The organism is Cupriavidus sp. 2SB, from assembly GCF_005503625.1.
GTDB lineage: Bacteria > Pseudomonadota > Gammaproteobacteria > Burkholderiales > Burkholderiaceae > Cupriavidus.
In genome coordinates this window covers 1-23,529 of record NZ_SCMX01000036.1, presented here as the reverse complement: position 1 = coordinate 23,529, position 23,529 = coordinate 1, and the positions used below count along the sequence as shown (strand labels likewise).

The 23,529-nt window shown below is 64.9% G+C and carries 15 protein-coding genes and 1 other RNA gene; 9 read left to right on the top strand and 7 right to left on the bottom strand.

Annotated features, from left to right (window positions below):
- Positions 1-75 precede the first annotated feature (75 nt).
- The 6 genes from FFS21_RS17525 to trxA form a co-directional block, all read right to left on the bottom strand.
- Complete coding sequence (locus tag FFS21_RS17525; protein WP_137926055.1) at positions 76-1,425, bottom strand: MATE family efflux transporter; 1,350 nt, start codon at positions 1,423-1,425, stop codon at positions 76-78.
- 96 nt (positions 1,426-1,521) lie between these two features.
- Positions 1,522-3,303, bottom strand: coding sequence for an ArnT family glycosyltransferase (locus FFS21_RS17520; protein WP_137926054.1), 1,782 nt, complete (start codon positions 3,301-3,303; stop codon positions 1,522-1,524).
- Between the two features lie 156 nt (positions 3,304-3,459).
- A complete protein-coding gene (locus tag FFS21_RS17515) occupies positions 3,460-3,717 on the bottom strand; it encodes a type B 50S ribosomal protein L31 (RefSeq protein WP_137926053.1) in 258 nt (85 codons plus the stop codon).
- A 174-nt stretch (positions 3,718-3,891) separates the two neighbouring features.
- Positions 3,892-4,749: a M90 family metallopeptidase gene (locus FFS21_RS17510; RefSeq protein WP_137926052.1), complete on the bottom strand. Its 858-nt coding sequence runs from the start codon at positions 4,747-4,749 to the stop codon at positions 3,892-3,894.
- A gap of 103 nt (positions 4,750-4,852) precedes the next feature.
- Complete coding sequence (gene rho / locus FFS21_RS17505) at positions 4,853-6,115, bottom strand: transcription termination factor Rho (protein WP_137926051.1); 1,263 nt, start codon at positions 6,113-6,115, stop codon at positions 4,853-4,855.
- 189 nt (positions 6,116-6,304) lie between these two features.
- Complete coding sequence (trxA, locus tag FFS21_RS17500; protein WP_137926050.1) at positions 6,305-6,631, bottom strand: thioredoxin TrxA; 327 nt, start codon at positions 6,629-6,631, stop codon at positions 6,305-6,307.
- Between the two features lie 367 nt (positions 6,632-6,998).
- On the opposite strand from trxA, the gene FFS21_RS17495 reads away from it, so the two are divergent.
- The 3 genes from FFS21_RS17495 to FFS21_RS17485 all read left to right on the top strand — a co-directional run bounded on the left by FFS21_RS17495 (position 6,999) and on the right by FFS21_RS17485 (position 13,884).
- Positions 6,999-7,289, top strand: coding sequence for a hypothetical protein (locus tag FFS21_RS17495; RefSeq protein ID WP_171020436.1), 291 nt, complete (start codon positions 6,999-7,001; stop codon positions 7,287-7,289).
- A 65-nt stretch (positions 7,290-7,354) separates the two neighbouring features.
- The gene (locus FFS21_RS17490; RefSeq protein ID WP_137926049.1) at positions 7,355-10,309 is read left to right on the top strand and encodes a PD-(D/E)XK nuclease family protein; all 2,955 of its coding nucleotides are present in this window, start codon (positions 7,355-7,357) and stop codon (positions 10,307-10,309) included.
- On the top strand, positions 10,306-13,884 hold the full coding sequence (locus FFS21_RS17485) for a UvrD-helicase domain-containing protein (RefSeq protein ID WP_137926048.1): 3,579 nt from the start codon (positions 10,306-10,308) through the stop codon (positions 13,882-13,884). The genes FFS21_RS17490 and FFS21_RS17485 overlap by 4 nt, the downstream gene beginning before the upstream one ends.
- 285 nt (positions 13,885-14,169) lie before the next feature.
- Here the strand turns inward: FFS21_RS17485 and ffs are convergent.
- Positions 14,170-14,268: signal recognition particle sRNA small type (gene ffs / locus FFS21_RS17480), an RNA gene on the bottom strand.
- Positions 14,269-14,432: 164 nt separating this feature from the next.
- Between ffs and FFS21_RS17475 the strand changes: the two genes are divergently transcribed.
- The 6 genes from FFS21_RS17475 to FFS21_RS17450 all read left to right on the top strand — a co-directional run bounded on the left by FFS21_RS17475 (position 14,433) and on the right by FFS21_RS17450 (position 23,382).
- A complete protein-coding gene (locus tag FFS21_RS17475; protein ID WP_137926047.1) occupies positions 14,433-16,919 on the top strand; it encodes an adenosylcobalamin-dependent ribonucleoside-diphosphate reductase in 2,487 nt (828 codons plus the stop codon).
- A gap of 336 nt (positions 16,920-17,255) precedes the next feature.
- On the top strand, positions 17,256-18,932 hold the full coding sequence (locus tag FFS21_RS17470; RefSeq protein ID WP_137926046.1) for an L-lactate permease: 1,677 nt from the start codon (positions 17,256-17,258) through the stop codon (positions 18,930-18,932).
- A gap of 103 nt (positions 18,933-19,035) precedes the next feature.
- Complete coding sequence (locus FFS21_RS17465; RefSeq protein WP_137926045.1) at positions 19,036-21,408, top strand: DNA polymerase III subunit gamma/tau; 2,373 nt, start codon at positions 19,036-19,038, stop codon at positions 21,406-21,408.
- Positions 21,409-21,490: 82 nt separating this feature from the next.
- Positions 21,491-21,817 carry a YbaB/EbfC family nucleoid-associated protein gene (locus FFS21_RS17460; protein ID WP_137926044.1) on the top strand — a complete coding sequence of 109 codons (327 nt, stop codon included), beginning with the start codon at positions 21,491-21,493 and terminating at the stop codon, positions 21,815-21,817.
- 40 nt (positions 21,818-21,857) lie between these two features.
- A complete protein-coding gene (gene recR / locus FFS21_RS17455; RefSeq protein ID WP_137926043.1) occupies positions 21,858-22,472 on the top strand; it encodes a recombination mediator RecR in 615 nt (204 codons plus the stop codon).
- Between the two features lie 4 nt (positions 22,473-22,476).
- Entirely contained in the window at positions 22,477-23,382 is a 906-nt protein-coding gene (locus tag FFS21_RS17450; RefSeq protein WP_137926042.1) for a LysR family transcriptional regulator, read from the top strand.
- The last annotated feature ends 147 nt before the right edge of the window (positions 23,383-23,529 follow it).

The window sequence follows — 23,529 nt, the reverse complement described above, 5'->3', positions numbered from 1 at the left end:
AAGCAAGCCCCGACGGTCTGCGCCCCTCTCCGGGAGAGGGGCGGGGGAGAGGGGAACTGAAACGGTAGGGGTCCCTCAACCCACTCGACTCACCCTCATGAAATACCTCACCAACAACGTTCCTGCGATTGCCAGGCTCACGCTGTTGGCAATCCAGAATCCGGACGCGCCGCGCGTGAAGGCTGGCATCCAGTCGATCAGACCGAATCCCAGGACGTAGCCGCCGCCGAGACCGACGCCCCATAGTGAGCCGGCGTAGATCAGCGTGGGAATCAACGCAATCTTGTAGGCACGCAGGATGAAGCCGGTCATGACCTGCACGGCATCGAACGCCTGGTAGAACGCCACGAACAGCACCAGCGGCAGAGCCTTCGCAATCACGGCAGGGTCTTTCACGTAAGCGTGTAGCAGTGGTTCGCGCAGCAGCCAGAGCAGAACCCCGACGACAACGGCCATGCCTGCGCCAAAGCGGATGCCTCGCCAGCCCAGGCGACGCGCACCGGCCATGTCGCGAGCGCCGATGAGCTGAGCCACCAACGTGGAAGTGGCAATCGATAGCGACAGCGGCATCATGTACGCCACGGCGCCAAGATTGGCGATGATCTGGTGACCGGCCAGCGTCTCGGTACCAAGCCGCGTGATGAAGATCGACATCAGCGTGAACGACGTAATCTCTATCAGATAGGTCAGGCCCATTGGCACGCCCAGCCGTAAAAGCGGCATGATCCGGTCCCGACGTGGCCATTCCCATCGTGTGAAAATACCCAGCGGATGGTAGGCGCTGCCGAGCCGCAGGATGCACAGGCCCACGATGCACCAGACCCAGCTGATGATCGTCGATGCCAGGGCGCAGCCCGGGCCGCCCATGGCCTCGATGCCATAGCCGCCGTGGATGAACCACGCGTTGAGAGGCACTTTCAGAACCAGCCCGCCGATCTGCAGCACGGTGACCATGATCGGCCGGGACAGCGCATTGTTGAGCGCCATGTAGATACGAAAGCCCAGTGCAGCCGGCAGCCCGAAAGCAACGATGTGGAGGTATCGTGCCGCCTTGTCGACAAGTTCGGGGGGTGCCTTGGCGAAGGCCAGTAGCGGCTCCGGAAACAGCAGCACCAGCATGCCCGGAACGGCCAGGGCCACGCCGAGCCATGCCGCTTGTCGGACTTCGACGCCGATTTCTGCAGTGCGTCCCGCGCCGTAGAGCTGCCCGGCAATCGGCGAGAGGGCCTGCAATACGCCCATCAGGCTGATATAGACGGTGACATAGATCGAGCCACCCAGGCCAACGGCTGCGAGGTCGGCCGCGGAAGCGCGACCGGCCATGATGGTATCGATGACACCGAAAGCGATCACGGCGAGCTGGCCGACCAGTACCGGCGCGGCCAGATGGATGATGCGACGAAGGTCCTGCAGCGCGCTGCTCATTGTTATTGTCGATTGGAGGATGTCAACGCGTGATGCCTGCACGGCCAGGAAGACCATGCAGGTTGCGTCAGGGGCGCCGAACTGCCGCCTACCGCATTACTGCGGTGGGAGGCGTCGCTGCGACGAGGGGCGGGCCGGCTTGACGGTCGACAGATCGACCAGTCGATACATGCGGAACCGCTCATCGCGGTCGGCGGGGCGTCGGCCTTCCCAGATCAGGCGCCATTCAAAATGCGAGAGGTTGCCCGGGGCGCCATAGTCGACGGCATCGTGCCGCAACAGGATGTCACAACCGTCCTCGGGACCGCCGAAGCGGATATGCCCGAAGTAGGCGAACGAGGCCAGTTGCGCATTGCCCATCCGGATCGGCTGCACGCAGCGGTAGGTCGACGGCAGCGCCAGGGAAGCGGCCTGGGCCACATCCCGATACGTCTTGCCGTAGTTGATCGAAGGGAGCCACAGCGTCATGGCGATCACCCACATCAGCGTGGTGCCAGCGGCCGAAATGACCACGGGGCGCCAGATCTGCTTGGGTGCGCGCGACAGGCGCCAGCGCACGACCAATACCCACGCGAGCGTGACAATCAACGCGATAACCACGGCCGTGGCCGTGAACGTGTGCTGGAAACCGGGAATCTGGCGGAACACGTTGGCCGCAATCTTGGGTGGCCAGCCAGTGGTCTTGGCGATCCACATGAACCAGACGGTGCCGCCGAAGATCGTGAAGAAGAGCAGGGCGAACCAGTCGATCGCATTGATTGCCGCGCGCGGTAACGTGGGCAGTGCGAACGCCGCCAGGATGGCCATGGGCGGCAGCAGAAGAATGAACTGTACGTCGCCGGGGCTGCGCTGCAGCACGAGCAGCAGGAACAGCATCGCCAGTACCGTCAGCGGTAGCGCCACGTGAGCGGCCCGGCGCATGCCGCGCCATGACAGCCACGCGAAGGCCGTGATCGGCCAGACCGGCCAGGTGTAGAGGAAGAAATTCCGGGCGATAAAGCCGCCGGTTTGCCAACTGGGCGCGCCGTATGTACGGCGGTCGTAGCGTGCCCATTCGCGGATAAAGGTTACGGCGTCATCGGTGACCGTGGCGCCGAAATAGGTCGCGGCCATCCACGCCAGCACCATCGCCAGCGCTATGCCCACGCCGATAGGCAGCAGACGTCGCAGCGGCAACGGCTGACACACCACGCCCGCAATGATTGTGGCCGCCAGCAGCGAAGTCGCCAGCAACGGTCCGCTGGCCAGGCAGAGCGCGCCCAGGCCCACGCCGAACCAAAGGCTGCCCTGGATCGGCATGTCGAGGCTGCGCACCATGCCATACAGCATGAACGCGATAAAGCAGACCTGACCGACCTGCGCCGTGGTTTCATGGCCGCGCATGGCCAGGCCCACGCAGGCCAGGAAGATCAGCAACGCACCGTCGGCCAGCGCCCGGCCGTAAGAGCGGGCATCGGGCTGGCCACCGAACGCGAACGCGAACGGCTGCACTTCGTCGCGCCGGCCCAGTAGATAGGTGGAATACCAGATGAAAGCGCAGGTGCCGAAATAGAACAGCGCCGTGGACAGGCGCGCGGCATCGGGCGCACCAAGCCAGCCGCCGAACAGCCGGATCATCAGGCCGCCGATCCAGAACACCAGCGGGCCATCCTCACTGTAGGGACGCCCGACGATGTTCGGCATCAGCCAGTCCTGCAGGCCGCCCGTGCCCAGTTGCCACATCACGCCGAAGCCAGCTGCGTCCTCGTTCTTCCATGGATCGCGACCGAACAGGCCGGTCAATCCATAGATGATGCAGATCGCCAGCAGCAGGTAGCGCGGCAGGGCCCCTGTGGCGGCGGCGGTCAGATGGACGGGAGTGGTCTTGGCTTGAGACATCGGCAGAGGTTCGTGGCGGCTACCCACAGCTATGCACAAGCCGCTATTGTGGGCCACAAATGCAAAGAGGCAGCTGATGCTGCCTCTTTGTCAGGTCGCGCGCTGCAGGAGCATCTGTCCCGGCAGGCGCGGCATTCGCTCGGTAGAGCGGCGCGCTTACTTCTTGGCGGCCAGCTTCGAACCGAACTTCTGGCGGAACTTCTCGACGCGGCCAGCCGTGTCCATGATCTTCTGTTGACCGGTGTAGAACGGATGCGATTCCGACGACACTTCGATCTTGGCCAGCGGGTAGGTCTTGCCTTCGAACTCGATCGTGTCCTTGGTCTGGATCGTCGAACGGGTCACGAACTTGAAGTCGCAGGACATGTCCTGGAACACGACTTCGCGATAATTCGGGTGAATGCCTTCTTTCATGGTGCTTCCTTTCTGGTTGGGTAGCCAGCCCGCTCTACGATGCACAACCTGTTGGGTTGCGCGAGCGAACCACTTGCCTGTAACGGGCAAACCGGGATTATGGCAGAAAAACAAGCACTTGGGCAATCTCCTTGGACATTGGCAACACGACTATGGGGTCGGTGCTAAAGCGCCTCAAGCCGCATATTTTGCGGGATCTTGTCGATAGAACCTTGCCAGCGTGTCGTAAAGGACTGGCCAATGCTTCTGCAATCCGCCTGGCTCGACAAAAAATGTCTCTGACGCCACCGCGAAAAACTCGCTGGCAGCCTCGCATCCGTAGGGGTCGATGACGAGGAGTGCTGGTGGGAGGCGTTCGGGGTGGTCCCAGTCGGCGTCGGGCACCTGTTCGCAGGCATCCGCAAAGCGATCGTACTCGGCGAGTAGCGATTCCGCCCACGCTTCGGCGTCGATGCCGGGGTGAAGCACGCGCGAAAAGGGCGGCACCCCGTCGGGTTCGCCGTCCAGCATGTCGAGTTTGTGGGCGAACTCGTGGATGACCACGTTGTAGGTGTCGGCAGGTAGCGCGTGGTCGCCGTCGAGTCCGGCGCCCGGCGAATGGACATCGGGCCATGACAGGATGACCGGGCCATGCTCCCAGGCCTCGCCGCTCGCTTCTTCCTCCACCCCATGCACGAGGCCGATGTCGTCCTCCACGGTCTTGCGGATCAGGAATTCCCCTGGATACAGCACGATCCCGTGCCAGCCGCGATACCACTCGATACCCAGCTTGAGGATGGGCACGCAGGCTTGCACGGCCACGCTGACCACCATCTCGTCGGTCAGTTCGAGTTCGTGCGTCGTCGAGTATTCCTTGCTGGCGATGAACAGCGTGGCCAGCTCGCGCAGCGCGGTCAGATCCTCTGCCACATAGCGTTGCACGAACGGTAGCGCCGCCACTGTCTGCGCCCAAAGTTCGTCGGGGATGGCATAGTGGGCGAGCTTGCGTTCGCGGGAGCGGGTCCGCAGAAAGCTGGACAGTTTGCCGAGCATCGTTTTCCGGAAGGGTTGGCGAGCGCCGAAAATGAAAAAGGCGCACCCGAAGGGTACGCCTTTCCGCATGCATCGCAAGGGACAGCTACGGCATCAGCCGCAATCAGCCGCCACGACGCATCATGTCGAAGAACTCTGCGTTGTTCTTCGTCGGCTTCATCTTGTCGAGGATGAATTCCATGGCCTGGACTTCGTCCATGTCCGAAATGAACTTGCGCAGGATCCAGATCTTCTGGAGGATTTCCGGCTTGATCAGCAGTTCCTCGCGGCGCGTGCCCGACTTGTTCAGGTTGATGGCCGGATAGACACGCTTTTCCGCCAGACGGCGTTCCAGGTGCACTTCCATGTTGCCCGTGCCCTTGAACTCTTCGTAGATCACGTCGTCCATGCGGCTGCCGGTTTCGATCAGCGCCGTGGCGATGATCGTCAGCGAACCGCCTTCTTCCAGGTTACGCGCGGCACCGAAGAAACGCTTCGGACGTTGCAGCGCGTTGGCGTCCACACCACCCGTCAGCACCTTGCCCGATGCCGGGACCACGGTGTTGTAGGCGCGGGCCAGACGCGTGATCGAGTCCAGCAGGATCACCACGTCGCGCTTCAGTTCCACCAGACGCTTGGCTTTCTCGATGACCATTTCTGCCACCTGTACGTGGCGGATGGCAGGTTCGTCGAAGGTCGACGCCACGACTTCGCCGCGCACCGAGCGCATCATCTCGGTCACTTCTTCCGGACGCTCGTCGATCAGCAGCACGAACAGATCCGCTTCGGGATGGTTGTTCGCGATCGCGTGGGCAATGTGCTGCAGCATCACGGTCTTGCCGGATTTCGGCGATGCCACCAGCAGGGCGCGCTGACCACGGCCGATCGGGGCGATCATGTCGACGATACGGCCGGTGATGTTTTCTTCGGCGCGGATATCGCGTTCGAGCTGGAGCGGCCGGTTCGGATGCAGCGGCGTCAGGTTCTCGAACATGATGCGGTTTTTCACCGCTTCGGGCGGCTGCCCGTTGACCTTGTCCACCTTGACCAGCGCGAAATATCGCTCGCCGTCCTTGGGCGTGCGCACTTCGCCTTCGATCGAATCGCCGGTATGCAGGTTGAAGCGGCGGATCTGGGAGGGACTGATGTAGATATCGTCCGTGCTCGCGAGGTACGAGGTTTCCGGCGAGCGCAGGAAACCGAAGCCATCGGGCAGTACTTCCAGCGTGCCGTCTCCGTAGATGGTTTCGCCCATCTTGGCGCGCTTCTTGAGGATCGCAAACATCAGTTCTTGTTTGCGCATCCGTTGTGCGTTGTCGATCTCGAGCGTAGCCGCCATTTCGAGAAGCGCAGACACGTGAAGCGATTTGAGTTCTGTCAGGTGCATAGACAAAGGGTACAGGGGGTACAGAAGGGCCCGAACGGGCAAGACCTTGGAGAAGGGGGAGGAATGAGCGAACGCTCGGGGAAGTTGTTGGGTGGCATCTTAGCACAATCCGGCCGGCGCGCCAGGGCAGGCGCACGCGAAGCCGGATCATGCATGGCGAGGGCGCGGACGCCCCGGCCGGTTTGTGGATTAGACCTGTGCGTCCAGGAACGCGGTCAGTTGCGACTTCGACAGTGCGCCAACCTTCTGGGCGGCCACTTCGCCGTTCTTGAACAGGATCAGCGTCGGGATGCCGCGGATGCCGAACTTGGCCGGCACCTGCTGGTTTTCATCGACATTGATCTTGGCGATCTGGACCTTGCCGGCGTAGTCGCGGGCGACTTCGTCCAGGATCGGGGCAATCATCTTGCAGGGGCCGCACCATTCCGCCCAGAAGTCGAGCAGGACGGGCTTGTCGGACTTGAGAACGTCGTCTTCGAACGATGCGTCGCTCACATACTTGATTTGATCGCTCATGGCGGGAAACCTCTGGGTTTGCTTTTACGCTGTATTGGTGATGGCGGAATTGCGCAAGACCTGACCGCTACCTTACACGACATCGGACTGCTCCGCCGGTGAGGCTCGGCGTGCATGCACGCGGCCCTTGGCGCCGATATGTTACCAGCTTGCCGGAATTCAAGCGCACTGCAGCGCTCCCTGCCGATAATAGTTTCAATGGGCCCGAGAGATGCACGCTATCGGCATCCCCTATTGGAGTTATTGTGTGCTGCGCAGCAGCAGGGCGGGTTCGCTGGCATGATCTAGAATGCACCTCAGGGGGCATTCCGGCACGCGTAGAATGACTGACGCGGACTTTCCACACACTCCGACCAAGGCCATCATCATGACGCCCGAACCCAGCAAGCCCGAAACACCAGACACCCAGGCCAGCCCGCAGCAGGCTCCGGACGCTGATCAGTTGAGCGACGCGCTGGCGCATCTTTCCACCGCCGTCGAATCCGACAGCATCGCCACCGGCGCCGCCAAGGGGCTGGTCTACAGCGTAATGGAAACGCTCGGCACGCTGATCGGCGACCCCGACCTGCCCGAACATGCCCGCTCGGGCTACGAGGGGTTGTTGGAGACCGCTCGCGAGCTCCGTGCCCGCCTGGAGCACGGCGGAGACGACAACTAATATTCGCTGCATGGCCGTGGGGCGCCGGGTCGCCCCGCGGTCGCGCAGCCGCGCCCCCTTCATCCATGACCCGGCTTTCGTTTCCCCCCGGCCCTTCGTTCCTGGAACAGGCCGCCACGGCTGCGTGGTATTTCCTTGACCGCTGCGGGCCGTCCGCGGCGGATGGGCACGTGGTCGTACCCACCGCCGCCCAGATTCCCGGCGTGCGCCAGGCCCTGGACGCCGCCGCGCGCGCCGCCGGGCAGCCCCGGCTGCTACCGCGCGTGCTGACGCTTGGCCATTGGCTCCTCGACCTGCCTCCCGATCTCGAAAGCGAACCGGTGCCGGCACGCAGCCACGCAGCCAGGCTGCTGGCCGTGCAGCAGGCCATCCGCGCGCAAGATTGGTTGCGCGAAGCGTTCGGCGCGCAGACCGAGGGTGCGGCCTGGGGGTTGGCGCAGACGCTGCTGTCGATCAGCGACGAATTGAGCGCACGCTGGCTGGAGGACGCCGCGATTCGCGAGGATGACGATATCGACGGCGATGACCGTGCAGCTCTGCTGCAAGGCGCGCTGCAACGTACCTACGCGCACCTGACCGAGCGGTTTCTCGGCCAGGAAGCACAGATCGTGCTGGCGTTCTGGCAGATGCTGTCCGGTCCGGAGGATCCACTGCCTGCACGCCGTCGCGCGCTGCAGCGTCTTGCGATGATGGTGCCCGGGCCGGTACTGTGGATCGGTCCGACGCCACCGGAGCCTATCGAAGCCGCGTTCCTGCGTCAGGCGGGCGAACTCGTGCCGACCATCGAGATCGGCTATGACTGGACCGGTGCGGCGACTGAGGTCGACGACCCGGATAGCGAAGACGATGGGGCCTGGTATCGCACGCTGCTGGCGCTGTGGCCCGAGGCATGCCGCACGCTTGATTCCCACGAGGATAGGGAGGCCGACGAGGAGGCCAGCGCCGCGCCGCCCCCCGTCTTGCCGCAAAGCCTGCCTGCGAAGCGACCGCGCGTGCGCGTCATCGGCAGCGCACGGTTCGAGGACGAGGCGGCGGCGGCGGCCGACCAGCTCGTTCAATGGCTCAACGAAGGCCGCAAGCACGTGGCGCTGGTGGCGCACGACCGGGTCGTGGCGCGGCGCACGCGCGCGCTGCTGACGCGTGCCGGCGCGCCTGTGCGCGACGAGACCGGCTGGAAACTCTCGACCACGCGTGCGGCGGCTGCGCTGATGCGCTGGTTCGACGTGCTTGTACGCGATGGCGACACGGCCGCGCTGCTCGATCTGCTCAAAAGCCCGTTTTGCCTGCCGGATGCTGCCCACCGTGGCGCCGCTATCGCGCTGCTGGAGCGCCAGATTCGCCGGGATGTGATCACTGGCGGCTGGTCACGTCTGCGGCATCTGTTTGCGGAGCGCCAGCGCACCGAGGAGTCCGGTTCCCAGACCGTTGTCGATATCGAGACCATGGAGGCCAGCGACGCCATGCTCGACATTCGCGCCGCCGCCAGAGCGCTGATCGCCACGCTGGCGGACGAAGCCTCGCAGTGGCCGAGCGGCCACGCCCAGCAGCCGTTGTCGGTCTGGCTGGAACGGCTCGATGCGATGCTCGACACGCTCGGCATGCGTGCGGCCTTGTCCGCCGATGATGCGGGGCAGCAGTTGCTCGACGCGCTGGCCCGGCTCGGTGAACTGGGAGAGGACGAGACCAGCGGCCACGCTACCCTGAACCAGCAGGAGTTCCGCGCGATGCTGTCGGCGCTGCTCGAATCGGTGGCCTACAAGGAGCCCGGCGCGCAGAGCCAGGCGCGCATCACGATCCTGCCGCTGAACGGCGCACGTATGCGGCGCTTCGAGGGCGTGGTAGTGGTGGGCTGCGACGATGCGCAACTGCCCTCGCGTGCCGCCGAGCTGATGTTCTTTTCGAACCAGATGCGTCGCGAACTCGGCCTGGAAGACCGCGAGGCGCGCTTCGCGCAGCAGGCGCGGGATCTGGCCGAGGTGCTGCTCAACAACGATGACGTGGTGCTGACGTGGCAGCGTTTCGGCGGCCGGGGCGAGCCGCACCACGTTTCGGGCTGGATCGAGCGGTTGTCGGCCTGCTGTGCGCGGGCCGGGGCGCCGATCGAAGCCAGTGCCGTGCCGCAGTGGCTCGACACCTTCGCGCAGCCGGGCTACATGCCAGCGCCATCGGCCCCCGAGCGCGTGCCTGCACGCTGGAGCGCGGCCGCGTACAACATGCTGCGGCGCTGTCCGTACCAGTTCTTCGCCGGCCGCATGCTGGGGCTGGCTGGGCTGGACACGCTCAATGATGATCTTGAGAAGCGCGACATCGGCAACCTGTTGCACCGCGTGCTGCTGCAGTACCACGAGGAAGTCCACGCCAGCGGTGAACGCGACGATGCGCGCCGGCTGACGCGGTTGCGCGAGATCTCGGATACCGTGTTCGGCAAGCAAATGGCCGAGGACGGCAACGCCATCAGCTATTACCGTCGCTGGTGCGAGGTGCTGCCTTCCTATGTCGCGTGGCAGTCTGCTCGCGAGGAAATGGGCTGGTACTGGCGCGCTGGCGAACTCGATGCCGGCGTGGACATGGCGATGCCCGATGGCATGCCGCTGCGGCTCGGCGGACGGATCGACCGTGTGGACAAGGGGCCGGACGGCGCCCATGCCGTGCTCGACTACAAGACACAGCCGGCCAGCCGCCTGCGGCGCAAGGTGGGCGATGCCGAGGAAGACTGCCAGCTCGCGTTCTATGGGCTGTTGCGTGCGGATGCCGTGGCCGGCAGTTGGGTGTCGCTCGAAGGCGTGAAGCAGGGCGGTAGGGATAGCACGCCGGGCGCGCAACGCGAAATCGACCTGCCCGAGTTCCAGGCCGCCGTGACCTGGCTCGAACGCCAGTTGCGGCAGGACGTGGGCCGTCTGCGGCAGGGCGCCAAACTACCCGCCTTCGGCGATGCCGCCGCCTGTACGCATTGCGAAGCCCGCGGCCTGTGCCGCAAGGGCTTCTGGGAATCCACCGCCTTGCCGGACCTGCAGTCATGACCGCCAGCCCATCGATCCATGCCTATCTGCGCGACGGTGAACCCGTTGGCGAGGCCGATTTCACGCGCGCGGCCTGCGATCCGGCGCGATCCGTCGTGGTCGAAGCCTGCGCGGGCAGCGGCAAGACCTGGCTGCTGGTGGCGCGACTCGTGCGCCTGCTGCTGGCCGGCGCCGCGCCGCACGAGATCCTGGCGATCACGTTCACGCGCAAGGCTGCCGAGGAAATGCGTGAGCGTCTGCTGGAGGTGCTGTCGCAACTCGCCAGCGGCACCGACGAGGCTGTGCTGGGCCAACTTGAAATGCGGGGACTGACCGCCGACGCCGCGCGTGCTGCCTTGCCACGCGCGCGTCAACTGCATGCGCAGGTGCTGGCATCGCCGGGCCGCATGGCCATTGACACGTTCCACGGATGGTTTGGCACGCTGCTGCGTGGCGCGCCGCTCTCGTCGGGCATCGTGCCCGGAGCGTCGCTGCGCGAGGATGCGCTGCGCATGAAGCGCGAGGCGTGGGCGCCGTTCTGGCGCGCGCTGGCGCATCCGCAGCATGCCGAACTGCGCGAAGCGTACGAGCAACTGGTCGATGCCATCGGCGATTTCCAGGCGCGTGGGCTGCTCGACCGCATGTTCCACGCCCGCAACGAGTGGATGGCGTTCCGCGAGGCTGGCGATCCCGCACGGCTTCTGGCGGACGATCTGGGTGAGGATGCCACGTCCGATGTCCTGGTCGAGGCATTGGCCGACGACGAATGGCTCGACGAATGTGCGCAGTTGGCGCAGACGCTGGGGCGGGGCGGCAAAACCGAGCAGGGCCATGCCGGCCGGCTCGCGGAGGGCATTGCAGCCATCCGCGCGTGGCGCGAGGCAGGCGCCGGAGCCGGTGACGCGGCCACGCAAGCCTTCAACGTGCTGCGCAGCGCCTTTTTCACCGATGCCGGCAAGCCGCGTTCGATGAAACGTACGAGTGCGCTGGTCAAGGCGTGCGGCAGCGAGGGCAGCGCCGATGAACTGGTGGCCTGCATGACGGTGCACTGCGAGCGGCTCGAGGAGATCGCGGCGCGACGCTGCGAGGCGGCAGTGCTCGCCATCAACCTCGCGTTGTACCGGCTTGGCGACGCGCTGCTGGATCGCTACCAGCGCTATAAGGGCGAGCAGCGGGCGATGGATTTCGCGGACCTCGAATGGCTGGCCGCAAAGCTGATGGCCAGCGAGGAAACCGCCACCTATCTGCAGGTGCGGCTCGATGCGCGCTATCGGCACCTGTTGCTCGACGAATTCCAGGACACCAATCCGCTGCAGTGGCGCATCCTGCAGGGGTGGCTGGTGGGCTATCAGGGACTGGGCGACAAGCCGACCGTGTTTCTCGTCGGCGATCCCAAGCAGTCGATCTATCGCTTCCGTCGTGCCGACGCGCGCCTGTTCGACGCGGCGCGCGACATGCTGCAAGCGGAGTTTCACGCGGGCGTGCTGCGCACGAACCGTACGCGCCGCAATCGGCCCGAGGTGCTGGATTGGGTCAACGCCGTGTTCGACCACGCCCGCAACGAGGGCCGCTATCCGCTCTACGAGACGCAGACCACGGCGCTGACGCAGCCGGGCGGACCGGTGTGGCTGTTGCCATTGGTCGAGGCTGGTGACGCTGCGGAAGACGATGCTGACAAGGAAGATGCTGCCGAAGACGGCCATCGCGATACGCTGACGCAGCCGCGTCGCCAGCAGGGGGATTCGCTGCGTCTGGAGGAAGGCCGCCGCGTGGCTGCGTGGCTGCATTACCTGCGTGATCAAGTGCCCGTGCGCGAGGGCGACAAGGAGCGTCGCGCCGGCTGGTGTGACATGCATCTGCTGGTGCGCCGCAAGACCTATCTGCCCGACTATGAAAGGGCGCTGCGCGAGGCCGGCATCCCGTGCCTGAGCCCTCGGCGCGGCGGGCTGCTGACCACGCTGGAAGCGCTCGACATCTCGGCCTTGCTGGCATTCCTGATGACGCCGGAGTCAGATCTCGATCTCGCTCACGTGCTCAAGAGTCCGATTGTCGGCGCTACCGACGACGACCTGATGATGCTGGCCGCGCAGGAAGGCGAGGGCGGCTGGTGGGCGCGCATCGAGGCGCTGGGGCTGCCCGCGTTGGTGTCGGATGCACTGCGCGATGGGGTAGAGCGGTTGCGCGCCTGGCTAGCGCTGGCGCCGCACAAGCCGGTCCATGACCTGATCGACCGGATCTATCACCAGGGCGAGGTGCGCCGCCGCTATGCGGAAGCCGCGCCGTCGGCCATCCGCGAGCAGGTGCTGGCCAATCTCGACGCGTTCCTGAAGCTGTCGCTCGACCTCGACGGCGGCCGATATCCGAGCCTGCCGAAGTTCATCGACGAATTGCAGGAAATTCGCCGGGGAGAGGAAGACGAGAGCCCCGACGAGGGCGGGATGGGCGAAGGCACCGAAGACACCGACGCCGAACCCGACGATAGCGGGGACAGCCAGCTCGATGCCGTGCATATCCTCACCGTCCACGCGGCCAAGGGGCTCGAAGCGCCGTTCGTGGTGCTGCTCGACGCCAATCACAGTAATCCGGCCGCGGATCGGGGCGGCATCCTCGTCGACTGGCCGCCAGCCTCGGCCGTGCCCCAGCATTTTTCGGCCTACGGCAAGCGCAGCGAACGCGGGCTGGCGCGCGCGCCGATGTTCGAAGCGGAAGCCGCATTGGCCGAGCGCGAGAACTGGAATTTGCTCTACGTGGCGATGACTCGCGCGCAACAGGGGCTGCTGGTCAGCGGCGTGAAAGGGCGCGTGAGCAAGGCTGCACAGGAGGAGGCGGGCGCCGAAATCGCGGGCAGTTGGTATGTGCGGCTCGCGGCGGCAGGGGTGGGCGCTGAGGTGGGCGCCTGGCCCGAGGCCGATATCGCTGCCGTGGATACACTCGCCCCGGTCAGCGAACGCATTCGCTATGCGGACTTCCGGCTGCGGTATCGCGGTGCGGGAGAGGAGGTTCTCGACGATGCCCTCGAGGAGGATGCCGAAGAGACCGTATTCGATGCCGCTGCCGCAGCGCATGGCGAACTCGTCCACGCTTTGCTGGAGCGCCTGACGCGCTATCCGGACGCCCACGCGGCAGTGCCTGATGTAGAAACGATCATGCGCTGGTTCCCGCTGGCCGGTGCCGGTGCGCCGAAGGCGCGCGAGCGCTGGCAGCAACAGGCAGAGGCGGCGCTGGCGGACCTGCGCACGATGCTGGCGGCGCCGGGCTTGCGGCCGTTGCTGTTCCCGAGTGACGCGGTGTCGGCGCGCAACGAAGTGGAGCTGTACGACGGCCGTGGCCGCTTGCTGCGTATCGACCGGCTCGTGGAATTCAACGACCGCGTAGTGATCATCGACTACAAGCTGCGGCTCTTGCCCCAGGAGCACGCTGCCTACGGCGCCCAGTTGGCCCGCTACGTGGCCGCTGTGCAGCCAATGTTCCCGGACAGGCGGATCGAGGCAGGCGTGGCAACCGCTGCCGGCGAGTGGATCGATGCCGGGCAACTACGCATGGCACCGCGTTCTCCGGCCCCGATTTCCACGTCGCAGCAAGGGAGTTTGTTCTGAGGGGGATTGGGCGCAGAATAGGTTCAACTGTCCTGCTGCTGGTTTTCTCCCCTCTCCCGCGAGCGGGAGAGGGGCTGGGGGAGAGGGCCAGCAGTTCAAATTGCGACAAGTTGGCAAGCAGAACCGCATTGCCCTCTCCCCCGACCCCTCTCCCACGTAGTGGGAGAGGGGAGCAAACAGCGGGAGAAAAGAAGGGCTCGCGCTTCATCAATGCGATGGCGCGAAGATTCTGAATGAGCAGGAAGGCGCGGAGAAGTCCGCAAGAACAACAAGAAAAACAAGAAGGGGGACGAGCCTGACCCTCGGCACTGGTGGAAAACGGCTGTGGCTGCTTCGTTCCCGACCTGACCAGGTTGACCGCGCCACCATGCGAGGAGGCCCGTCCGACCGGCATTCTAACTCAATCTGAAGCGGCGGTCTGAATTTCGTTGTTATGCGATGTTTTCTTGAGCGGCTTTTGATCTGACACCGGGGTGGTGTGTGGCCATGCTGGCAGCATGGCGGACGGCGAATTTCAGCCGGTACATTCTCATCGACACAGGTTGGGCATGAACGCAAACGACCAGATCCTCCGCGGCGCACTCGTGCCGCAAGAAATCTCCATCGAAGTGCTGCAGGAAAAGTACGCCAAGGGCGAGGAGCGGACGATCGACGATGTCCGTCGACGCGTGGCGCGGGCGCTGGCCGAGGTGGAACCTGCCGATCGCCGCGAAGCGTGGGCAGCGCGATTCCTTTGGGCGCAAGACAACGGCTTCGTACCTGCGGGGCGAATCAACTCGGCGGCCGGCACCGGCATTCAGGCCACGCTGATCAACTGCTTTGTACAGCCCGTGGGCGATTCGGTTTCCGAATCCAGGGGCGGCAAGCCCAGCATCTATACGGCCGTGGCCCAGGCGGCCGAGACAATGCGACGCGGAGGCGGTGTCGGTTATGACTTCTCCTCGATCCGGCCGGGTGGCGCGCTGGTGCGTGCCACGCATTCGCGTGCATCGGGTCCGGTCTCGTTCATGAAAGTCTTTGACGCGTCTTGCGCCACGGTGGAGTCCGCCGGCGCGCGGCGCGGTGCACAGATGGGCGTGCTGCGCTGCGACCACCCGGACATCGAGAGCTTCATCCATGCCAAGGACCGTGGGGACCTGAGCAACTTCAATATCTCGATTGGTGTGACGGACGCATTCATGCAGGCGGTGGAAGCCGACGCGGAAGTGGAGCTCGTGCATGAAGCCGAACCAGGCATGGACGCCATCGACGCCGGCGCATACCGGCGCGACGATGGCATGTGGGTGTATCGTCGCGTGCCGGCCCGCCGGCTGTGGGATCAGGTCATGCAGGCCACCTACGATCATGCCGAGCCGGGCATCTTGTTTCTGTCGCGCATCAATGCCGACAACAACCTCTATTACTGCGAACAGATCGAGGCCACCAATCCGTGCGCCGAACAGCCGCTGCCGTCGTATGGCTGCTGCTGTCTGGGATCGATCAATCTGACGCGCTTCGTTCGCCAGCCGCTCACGGGCGAAGCACATTTCGATTTCGAGGCGTTTGCCGAGGTGGTGCGGGTATCGACGCGCATGCTCGACAACGTGCTCGACATCACGTACTGGCCGTTGGCCGAGCAAGAGGCGGAGGCGCAGGCCAAACGCCGCATCGGGCTCGGTTTCCTGGGGCTGGGCAGCGCCCTGGTCATGCTGGGCCTGCGCTACGACACCAATGCCGCGCGCGACATGGCAGGGCGGATCTCGGAGACGATGCGCGACAACGCCTACCTTGCCTCGGCGGAACTGGCCGACGAGAAGGGGCGATTCCCCCTGTTCGATGCAAACCAGTACCTGCGCGGAGGCTTCGTCAGCCGGTTGCCCGAAGCGGTGCGCGATGCCATCGGTGAACACGGGTTGCGCAACTCGCATCTGTTGTCGATTGCGCCGACGGGCACGATCACGCTGGCGTTCGCGGACAACGCGTCGAATGGCATCGAACCGGCGTTTTCGTGGACCTACAACCGCCGCAAGCGCATGCCCGATGACAGCTTCCGGACGTTCGAAGTGGCCGATCACGCATGGCGGCTGTATCGGCACATGGGCGGCGATGTCGAGCAACTGCCGGAGAGCTTCGTCACAGCGCTGCAGATGTCGGCACTCGATCATATGCGTATGCTGGAGGCCGTGCAGCCTTATATCGATACGAGTATCAGCAAGACGGTGAACGTGCCGGAAGACTATCCCTACGAGGCTTTCCGCAATCTGTACCTCGAAGCATGGAAGGCAGGTCTCAAGGGGCTGGCCACGTACCGGCCGAACCAGGTGCTGGGTGCCGTGCTCTCGGTGACGCCCGTTGCGCCGGTCACGCCAGCCGCTCCGGCCACGGACGATGACCCGCTGTTGCGGCCGTTCGGCAGTCGTCCGCTGGGTGACCTTGAAGGCGTGACATCCAAGGTCGAATACCTCACATACGAAGGGCACAAGACCGTCTATCTGACTGTGAACTTCATGCGCGTCGCGGGCATCGTCGATGGACAGGCCGTGACGATCGAGCGGCCGATCGAGTTCTTCATGCCGGCGGGACAGCGGTCCGAAGGCCAGCAGTGGATTACCTCGACGATGCGCCTGCTCTCGATGGTAGCCCGTTCGGGTGGCCCGATTGCCAAGGCATTGGCCGATATGCGAAACGTGGTGTGGGACAAGGGCACGGTTCGCTACGGGTCGCTTGTGCGCCAGGACGGCACCGAGGTGCCGCGCTTCCACGATTCCGAAGTGGCTGCCTTGAGCTACGCGCTGCAGCGCATCCTGATCAAGCGTGGATTCCTGGACGATGAAGGCGGTCAGGTGCCGGCTCAGGCGCTGGCCGCAAGGCTGGCGCGGCGTGACGGTGGGGAGACTGCCGTGACCTTGGCGCGGCCAACGCAATCATCTCCCGCCACATCCGCTACGGGACTGGGTACCGGCAAGCGTTGCCCGGAGTGTGGTGCGCATGCATTGCACAAGGTGGATGGCTGCGCGAAGTGCGCGAATTGTGGGTATGTGGGGGAGTGTGGGTAAGCGGAGCCGCGTAACTTCGCCGTCGCTTTTCTCCCCTCTCCCGCTCGCGGAAGAGGGGAGCAAGCAGCATCCTTCCGCGCCTCGAACACCCGTTTGAAGGAGTACCCTCCCGCGATGGTTGTAAGGAGGTACTTAAGCCTGCTCCCAGCAAAAACCCTGATCCCTGAATCCGATTCATCACTTTGGTGACTGAATTTAGGGATCGTTGCCGGGAACCTCGTACTTACAATCTCCTTTCTGTTGTCTGCGTGCGGCGTTTGCGTCGCCTGCAGGGCAGTATCGGCCGCCAAGCCCGTCAGAGGCGTATGGCCGTTTCAACCAGAGGAGGATTCAATCGTGTGGAGTCAAGTCTACGACCCGCTCGGCAGTATGGCGCTGTCCACTATTGCCGCGGGTGTGCCGGTTGCTGTGTTGCTTGCAGCGCTGGCGTTTTTCCATATGCAGGCGCACCTGGCGGCCGGGCTGGCGCTGGTGGTCGGCGTCGTGGTCGCGTCGTTCGTGTTCGGCATGCCGGCCGCGATGGCGGGCAAGGCGGCCGGGTTCGGCATCGTGTCCGGTCTGTTCCCCATCGGTTGGATCGTTCTCAATATTATTTTCCTGCACCGGCTGACCACGTTGAACGGGTCATTCAAGGTCTTGCAGAACTCGATCTCCGGTGTGACCGAGGATCGCCGCCTGCAACTGCTGCTGGTGGCGTTCAGCTTCGGCGCGTTCTTCGAGGGCGCGGCGGGCTTCGGTACGCCGGTGGCCGTGACCGGTGCCATCCTGATCGGCCTCGGCTTCTCGCCGCTGGCGGCGTCGGGTCTGGCGCTGATCGCCAATACGGCGCCCGTGGCCTTTGGCGCGCTGGGTGCGCCGATCATCGGGCTGTCGTCGGTGACCGGTATCGATCAGGTGCAGTTGTCCGCAATGATCGGTCGCCAACTGCCGTTCTTCTCCGTGCTGGTGCCGTTCTGGCTGATCTGGGCGTTCGCGGGCTTCCGCGGCATGCTCGCGATCTGGCCCGCGATTCTCGTGGCGGGCGTCAGCTTCGCAGTGCCGCAGTTCCTGGTGTCGAACTTCCACGGCCCGTGGCTGGTGGACGTCATCTCGGCGCTGATCTCGATGGGCTGCCTGACGATGTTCCTGAAGGTATGGCGCCCGAAGGAAATCTGGACCTCGACGCGGATCCTGGGTCGCCATGACGACTCCAAGATCGACCATCCCGAAGCGCTCGAAGCGGACGCCAAGGCCAACGCGGCATCGGCCAGCATCTCGGTGGTCAAGGCATGGGTGCCGTGGGTAATTCTGACGGTCTTCGTGTTTGTCTGGGGCGTGCCGGAATTCAAGAAGCTGATGGATGGGATCTGGCTCTGGAAGTATCCGATTCCGGGTCTGGACAAGGCCATTCTCAAGGGCCCGCCCGTGGTGCCGAAGGAAATCGCCGAAGGTGCGGTCTTCAACTTCAATGTGCTGTCGATGGCTGGCACCGGCATTCTGGTGTCGGCGGTGGTTGGCGGGCTGCTGATGGGCTATTCCATCCCTCGCCTGTTCAAGGAGTATTGGGAGACCATCAAGCTGGTGCGTTACTCGCTGCTGACGATCTGCGCGATGTTCGGTATCGGCTACCTGACCCGCTATTCGGGCCTGGACGCCACGTTGGGGCTGGCGTTTGCACAGACCGGCGTGTTCTATCCGCTATTCGGTACGATGCTGGGCTGGCTGGGTGTGGCGCTGACAGGTTCCGACACGGCGTCGAACGTGCTGTTCGGCGGATTGCAGAAGACCACAGCCGAGCAATTGGGCCTGTCTCCCACGCTGATGGCAGCGGCCAACAGTTCGGGTGGCGTGATGGGCAAGATGATCGATGCGCAGTCCATCGTGGTGGCATCCACCGCGACCAAGTGGTACGGGCACGAGGGCGAGATCCTGCGCTACGTGTTCTTCCACTCGGTTGTGCTGGCGATCATGGTGGGCCTGTTCGTGACGCTGCAGGCGTATGTGTATCCGTTCACGCTGATGGTGATCCACTGATCGCCGGATCGCTGCAGCAGCCTGAAGCCCCGCCCGTATGGCGGGGCTTTTTCGTTGGGGCGCGCCCGGTCGCCCGGGTCTGCGTTTTGCTACAATCGCCGCCATGAGTTATCAAGTTCTAGCGCGCAAATGGCGCCCACGGGATTTCACCACGCTGGTCGGCCAGGAGCACGTGGTCCGCGCGCTCACGCACGCGCTGGAACAGCAACGGCTGCATCACGCCTACCTGTTTACCGGTACGCGCGGGGTGGGCAAGACCACTTTGTCCCGGATTCTGGCCAAGGCGCTCAACTGTACCGGCCCTGACGGCAACGGCGGCATCACCGCCCAGCCGTGCGGCCAGTGCCAGGCGTGTACGGAAATCGACAGCGGGCGGTTCGTCGATTACATCGAGATGGACGCGGCTTCGAACCGCGGCGTCGATGAAATGGCGCAACTGCTGGACAAGGCGGTCTATGCGCCGTCGGTCGGCCGTTTCAAGGTCTACATGATCGACGAAGTCCACATGCTGACCAACCACGCCTTCAACGCCATGCTGAAGACGCTGGAAGAGCCGCCCGGACACGTCAAGTTCATCCTGGCCACGACCGATCCGCAGAAGATCCCGGTTACCGTTCTGTCGCGCTGCCTGCAGTTCAACCTCAAGCAGATGCCGCCAGGGCATATCGTCTCGCACCTCGACCACATCCTGGGGCAGGAAGGCATCCAGCACGATGGCAGCGCACTGCGGCTGCTGGCGCAGGCTGCCCATGGTTCGATGCGCGATGCATTGTCGCTGACCGATCAGGCCATCGCCTACAGTGCCGGCCAGGTATCCGAGGATGCCGTGCGTGGCATGCTCGGCGCCATCGACCAGAGCTACCTCGTGCAACTGCTCGATGCGCTGGCCGCAGAGGATGGCGCCGCGATGATCGGAATTGCCGATGCGATGGCGGATCGCAGTCTGTCGTTTGCCGGCGCGCTGCAGGACCTGGGTTCGCTGCTGCACAAGATCGCGCTGGCGCAGGCGGTGCCGGCATCGGTACAGGACGAATGGCCCGAGGCCGAGGACGTGCGTCGGCTGGCTGGTCAGTTCGACTCACAGGAAATCCAGCTTTTCTATCAGATTGCCAACCTGGGCCGAAGCGAGCTTGCGCTGGCGCCGGACGAATACGCCGGCTTCACGATGACGCTGTTGCGCATGCTGGCATTCCGTCCCTCGGCTGCGCCGGCCACGCCGGCAGGCGGGCAGGGCGGCGGCCAGCAGGTGGCGCGTCCGCGTCCGGCCAGCGCGCCGGGCGGTGCTGCGCCGCGTGCGATGGCGGTGGCGCCGGTTGCTGCAGTGGCAGCGCCAATGCCATCGGCCCCGCCGAAGATCGAAGCTGCCCCGGTGCGAGCCGTGCCACCGCAGCCGATGGTGCAGGAAGCCCGGCCGGTGGCGGCACCGGCTGCTGCTGTCCCGCCAGCCCCTGCCGCCCCGAACACGGCATCCGCGCCTGCTGCGCCATCCGCCAGCCGCGCGCCGATGTCTCCGGCCCGTGCAGCACTCGACGCGGCGCGTCAGGCATCGGCAGGCAAGGGTGGTGCGCGTCCGGCAGGGATGGGCGCACCGCCGATGGCGGGTGCGACGGCCGCCGCCGCGCAGCGCCAGTCCGCCCAGCCGCTGCGTCCGCCTTCGGCTTCGCGTCCGGCCACCGCTGCTACGGCGGCGCCTGACGCGCCCGTCGCGCCAGCGCCTTCCGTTGCACCGGCTGTGCGTCCTGCAGTAATGCCTGAATCCGCTGCACGGCCCGCCCCGGCGGCACCCGCTGCGCGGACCAGCGACGTGCCGCCGTGGGAAGAGATGCCGCCCGACTTGCCGATGATCGGCCCGTACGACGCTGACCCCGGTGTGTCGCAGGATTACGATCCGGGCTTCGATCCGAACTTCGGCGGTTTCGACAACGGTTTCGAAGCGGAAACCGTAGACCGCGCGCCGCGCGGCCATCGTGCCCCGACCTCCCCATCCGCCCCGCCGATGCAGGCCAGCAAGCCGGCACCCGAGCCGGAACCCGCTGTGGCGCTGGCACCGGCCGTGCCGCCGGTGGCCCCAAGTGCTGCCGACGATGGCACGCCGCCCGTGCTCACCAGCGACTGGCCGGAACTTGCCGCTCGTCTGCCGCTCAAGGGTCTGGCACAGCAACTGGCGTTGCAGAGCGAGATGCACCGTGTGGTGGGCCGCGCGCTGCATCTGCGCGTCCCCGTGGCGGCGCTGGCGGAAGCGAATGTTGCCGAACGCCTTCAGGCCGCCCTGAGCGAAGAATTCGGCGTGGAAGTGCGGCTGCAATGCGAGGTTGGCGCGGTCACGCACACCGCAGCGGCGGTGGATGCCGCTGCGCGCGCCGAACGGCAGCGCGAAGCCGAGGCCGAGATCGACCGCGATCCGTTTGTGCAGGGTTTGCTGCGCGAGTTTGGCGGACAGATCGTGCCGGGCTCGGTGCAGCCGCGCGCCGCCTGATATTCCAGAGGCGGCCGCCTGGAGCCAGGGAGCGCCGCCCGTATATAACTACCTATTTCGCATATTTCCAAGGAGTGATCCCATGATGAAAGGTCAACTGGCGGGGCTGATGAAGCAAGCCCAGCAGATGCAGGAAAACATGAAGAAGATGCAGGACCAGTTGGCACAGATCGAGGTCGAGGGCCAGTCCGGCGCCGGTCTCGTCAAAGTGCTGATGACCTGCAAGAACGACGTGAAGCGCGTCACCATCGATCCGAGCCTGCTGGCTGATGACAAGGACCTGCTCGAAGACCTCGTGGCTGCCGCGTTCAACGACGCCGTGCGCAAGGCCGAGGCCACCACGCAGGAAAAGATGGGCTCGATGACGTCGGGCCTGCCGCTGCCCCCGGGCTTCAAGCTGCCGTTCTGATCGATATATCGATGCCAGTATTTCCGCAGGCGGCGCCGCGATGAAAGCGGCTCCGCCCACCTCGCTGCAGGCGCTGGTCGAGGCCCTGAAAGTGCTACCCGGCGTGGGGCCGAAATCGGCCCAGCGCATGGCGTATCACCTGCTCCAGCACGACCGCGACGGCGCGCGCAAGCTCGGTGACGCCTTGCGCGGTGCGGCCGACGGCATTCGCCATTGCGAGCGCTGCAATACGTTCACCGAGCAGGACATCTGCGAGACCTGCCGCGATGCGGAGCGCGACGCGTCGCTGCTGTGCGTGGTGGAGACACCAGCCGATCAGATCATGATCGAGCAGACGCTGACATACCGGGGCCAGTACTTCGTGCTGATGGGGCGGTTGTCGCCGCTCGATGGTATTGGCCCGAAGGAAATCCACCTTGACCGCTTGCTGGCGCGGGCCACGGACCCCGAGTTTGGCGGGCCGGCCACCGAGGTGATCGTGGCCACCAATTTCACGAGCGAGGGCGAGGCCACTGCGCACTACATCGGCGAGATGCTGAAGGCGCGTGGCCTCAAGGTGTCGCGGTTGGCCCGTGGCGTGCCCGTGGGCGGCGAACTCGAATACGTGGATGCGGGCACCATCGCCCGCGCCGTGATGGACCGGCGCACGCTGTAACGGCATGAATCTCGCGCGCTTCGATCTCGTCACGCTCGGTCTGTTCGTGGCCGTGGCCCGGCAGGGCAGTATCTCGGCCGGAGCGCGGCAATCGCACCTGGCCGTGGCGGCTGCCAGCAAGCGGATCTCGGATCTGGAGACCGCGGTTGGCGCACCGCTGTTCTTTCGACATGCTGCCGGCGTGCAACTGACCGAGGCCGGCCAGGCGTGCTTTCACCATGCGCTGACCATCCTGCAGGACGTGGAACGCATGGCCGGCGTGATGTCGGACTATGCGTCAGGCGTGCGCGGACAGGTGCGCGTCTGCGCCAATACCTCGGCGATCACGCAGTTCCTGCCCGACGATCTGGCGCAGTTCATGCGCCAGCATCCCACCATCCGCATCGAACTCGAGGAACACAACAGCAGCGACATCGTGGCCGCGCTGATGGAGAATCGTGCCGATGTCGGTATCTTTGCCGATCGCACACCCTGCACGGGGCTGGTGACGGTGGAGTACCGGCAGGACGAACTGGTCATCATCACGCCGCCGGGCCATCCGCTGGCTCAGCAGGGCGCCGTCCACTATGCCGATGCGCTCGAATACGATTTCGTCAGCCTGCCGCAGGTGACATCGCTGGCGGCACGCCTGCTCGAAGAGAGTAGCCGGCTGGAGCGCCAGTTCCGGTTGCGCATCCAGGTGCGCAGCTTTGACGCCATGTGCCGCATGGTCATGGCCGGACTGGGCGTTGGCGTGCTGCCAAGAATCGCGGCGGAACCGCACGTCAAGTCGATGGGCCTGGCGCTGGTGGGGCTGCAGGACGCGTGGGCGCGACGATCGCTACTGATTGGCATGCGCGACCCGGCGGGGCTGACGGTGTCGGCCAGGTTGTTGATTACGCATTTGTGCGGGGATCGGGCGCCGTTTTGAGGCTGTATCTGCCGTGGTTTGCTCCCCTCTCCCACTTGTATAGCCCGGACACATAGGTAACACCTGTTCGGAGACATGGGTAACACATCTAGACTGGCTGGCAGTGTCTTTTGGGAGACCTGCCATGCCGTGGAAGGAAGTGTCACT

Excerpts from the sequence above, each read along its gene's own strand:
- FFS21_RS17460 (WP_137926044.1), top strand. The coding sequence starts at position 21,491 with ATGATGAAAGGTCAACTGGCGGGGCTGATGAAGCAAGCCCAGCAGATG.
- recR (WP_137926043.1), top strand. The coding sequence starts at position 21,858 with ATGAAAGCGGCTCCGCCCACCTCGCTGCAGGCGCTGGTCGAGGCCCTG.
- FFS21_RS17490 (WP_137926049.1), top strand. The coding sequence starts at position 7,355 with ATGACCCGGCTTTCGTTTCCCCCCGGCCCTTCGTTCCTGGAACAGGCC.
- FFS21_RS17465 (WP_137926045.1), top strand. The coding sequence starts at position 19,036 with ATGAGTTATCAAGTTCTAGCGCGCAAATGGCGCCCACGGGATTTCACC.
- FFS21_RS17525 (WP_137926055.1), bottom strand. The coding sequence starts at position 1,425 with ATGAGCAGCGCGCTGCAGGACCTTCGTCGCATCATCCATCTGGCCGCG.
- FFS21_RS17485 (WP_137926048.1), top strand. The coding sequence starts at position 10,306 with ATGACCGCCAGCCCATCGATCCATGCCTATCTGCGCGACGGTGAACCC.
- FFS21_RS17450 (WP_137926042.1), top strand. The coding sequence starts at position 22,477 with ATGAATCTCGCGCGCTTCGATCTCGTCACGCTCGGTCTGTTCGTGGCC.
- FFS21_RS17475 (WP_137926047.1), top strand. The coding sequence starts at position 14,433 with ATGAACGCAAACGACCAGATCCTCCGCGGCGCACTCGTGCCGCAAGAA.
- FFS21_RS17510 (WP_137926052.1), bottom strand. The coding sequence starts at position 4,749 with ATGCTCGGCAAACTGTCCAGCTTTCTGCGGACCCGCTCCCGCGAACGC.
- trxA (WP_137926050.1), bottom strand. The coding sequence starts at position 6,631 with ATGAGCGATCAAATCAAGTATGTGAGCGACGCATCGTTCGAAGACGAC.
- FFS21_RS17495 (WP_171020436.1), top strand. The coding sequence starts at position 6,999 with ATGACGCCCGAACCCAGCAAGCCCGAAACACCAGACACCCAGGCCAGC.
- FFS21_RS17515 (WP_137926053.1), bottom strand. The coding sequence starts at position 3,717 with ATGAAAGAAGGCATTCACCCGAATTATCGCGAAGTCGTGTTCCAGGAC.
- FFS21_RS17520 (WP_137926054.1), bottom strand. The coding sequence starts at position 3,303 with ATGTCTCAAGCCAAGACCACTCCCGTCCATCTGACCGCCGCCGCCACA.
- rho (WP_137926051.1), bottom strand. The coding sequence starts at position 6,115 with ATGCACCTGACAGAACTCAAATCGCTTCACGTGTCTGCGCTTCTCGAA.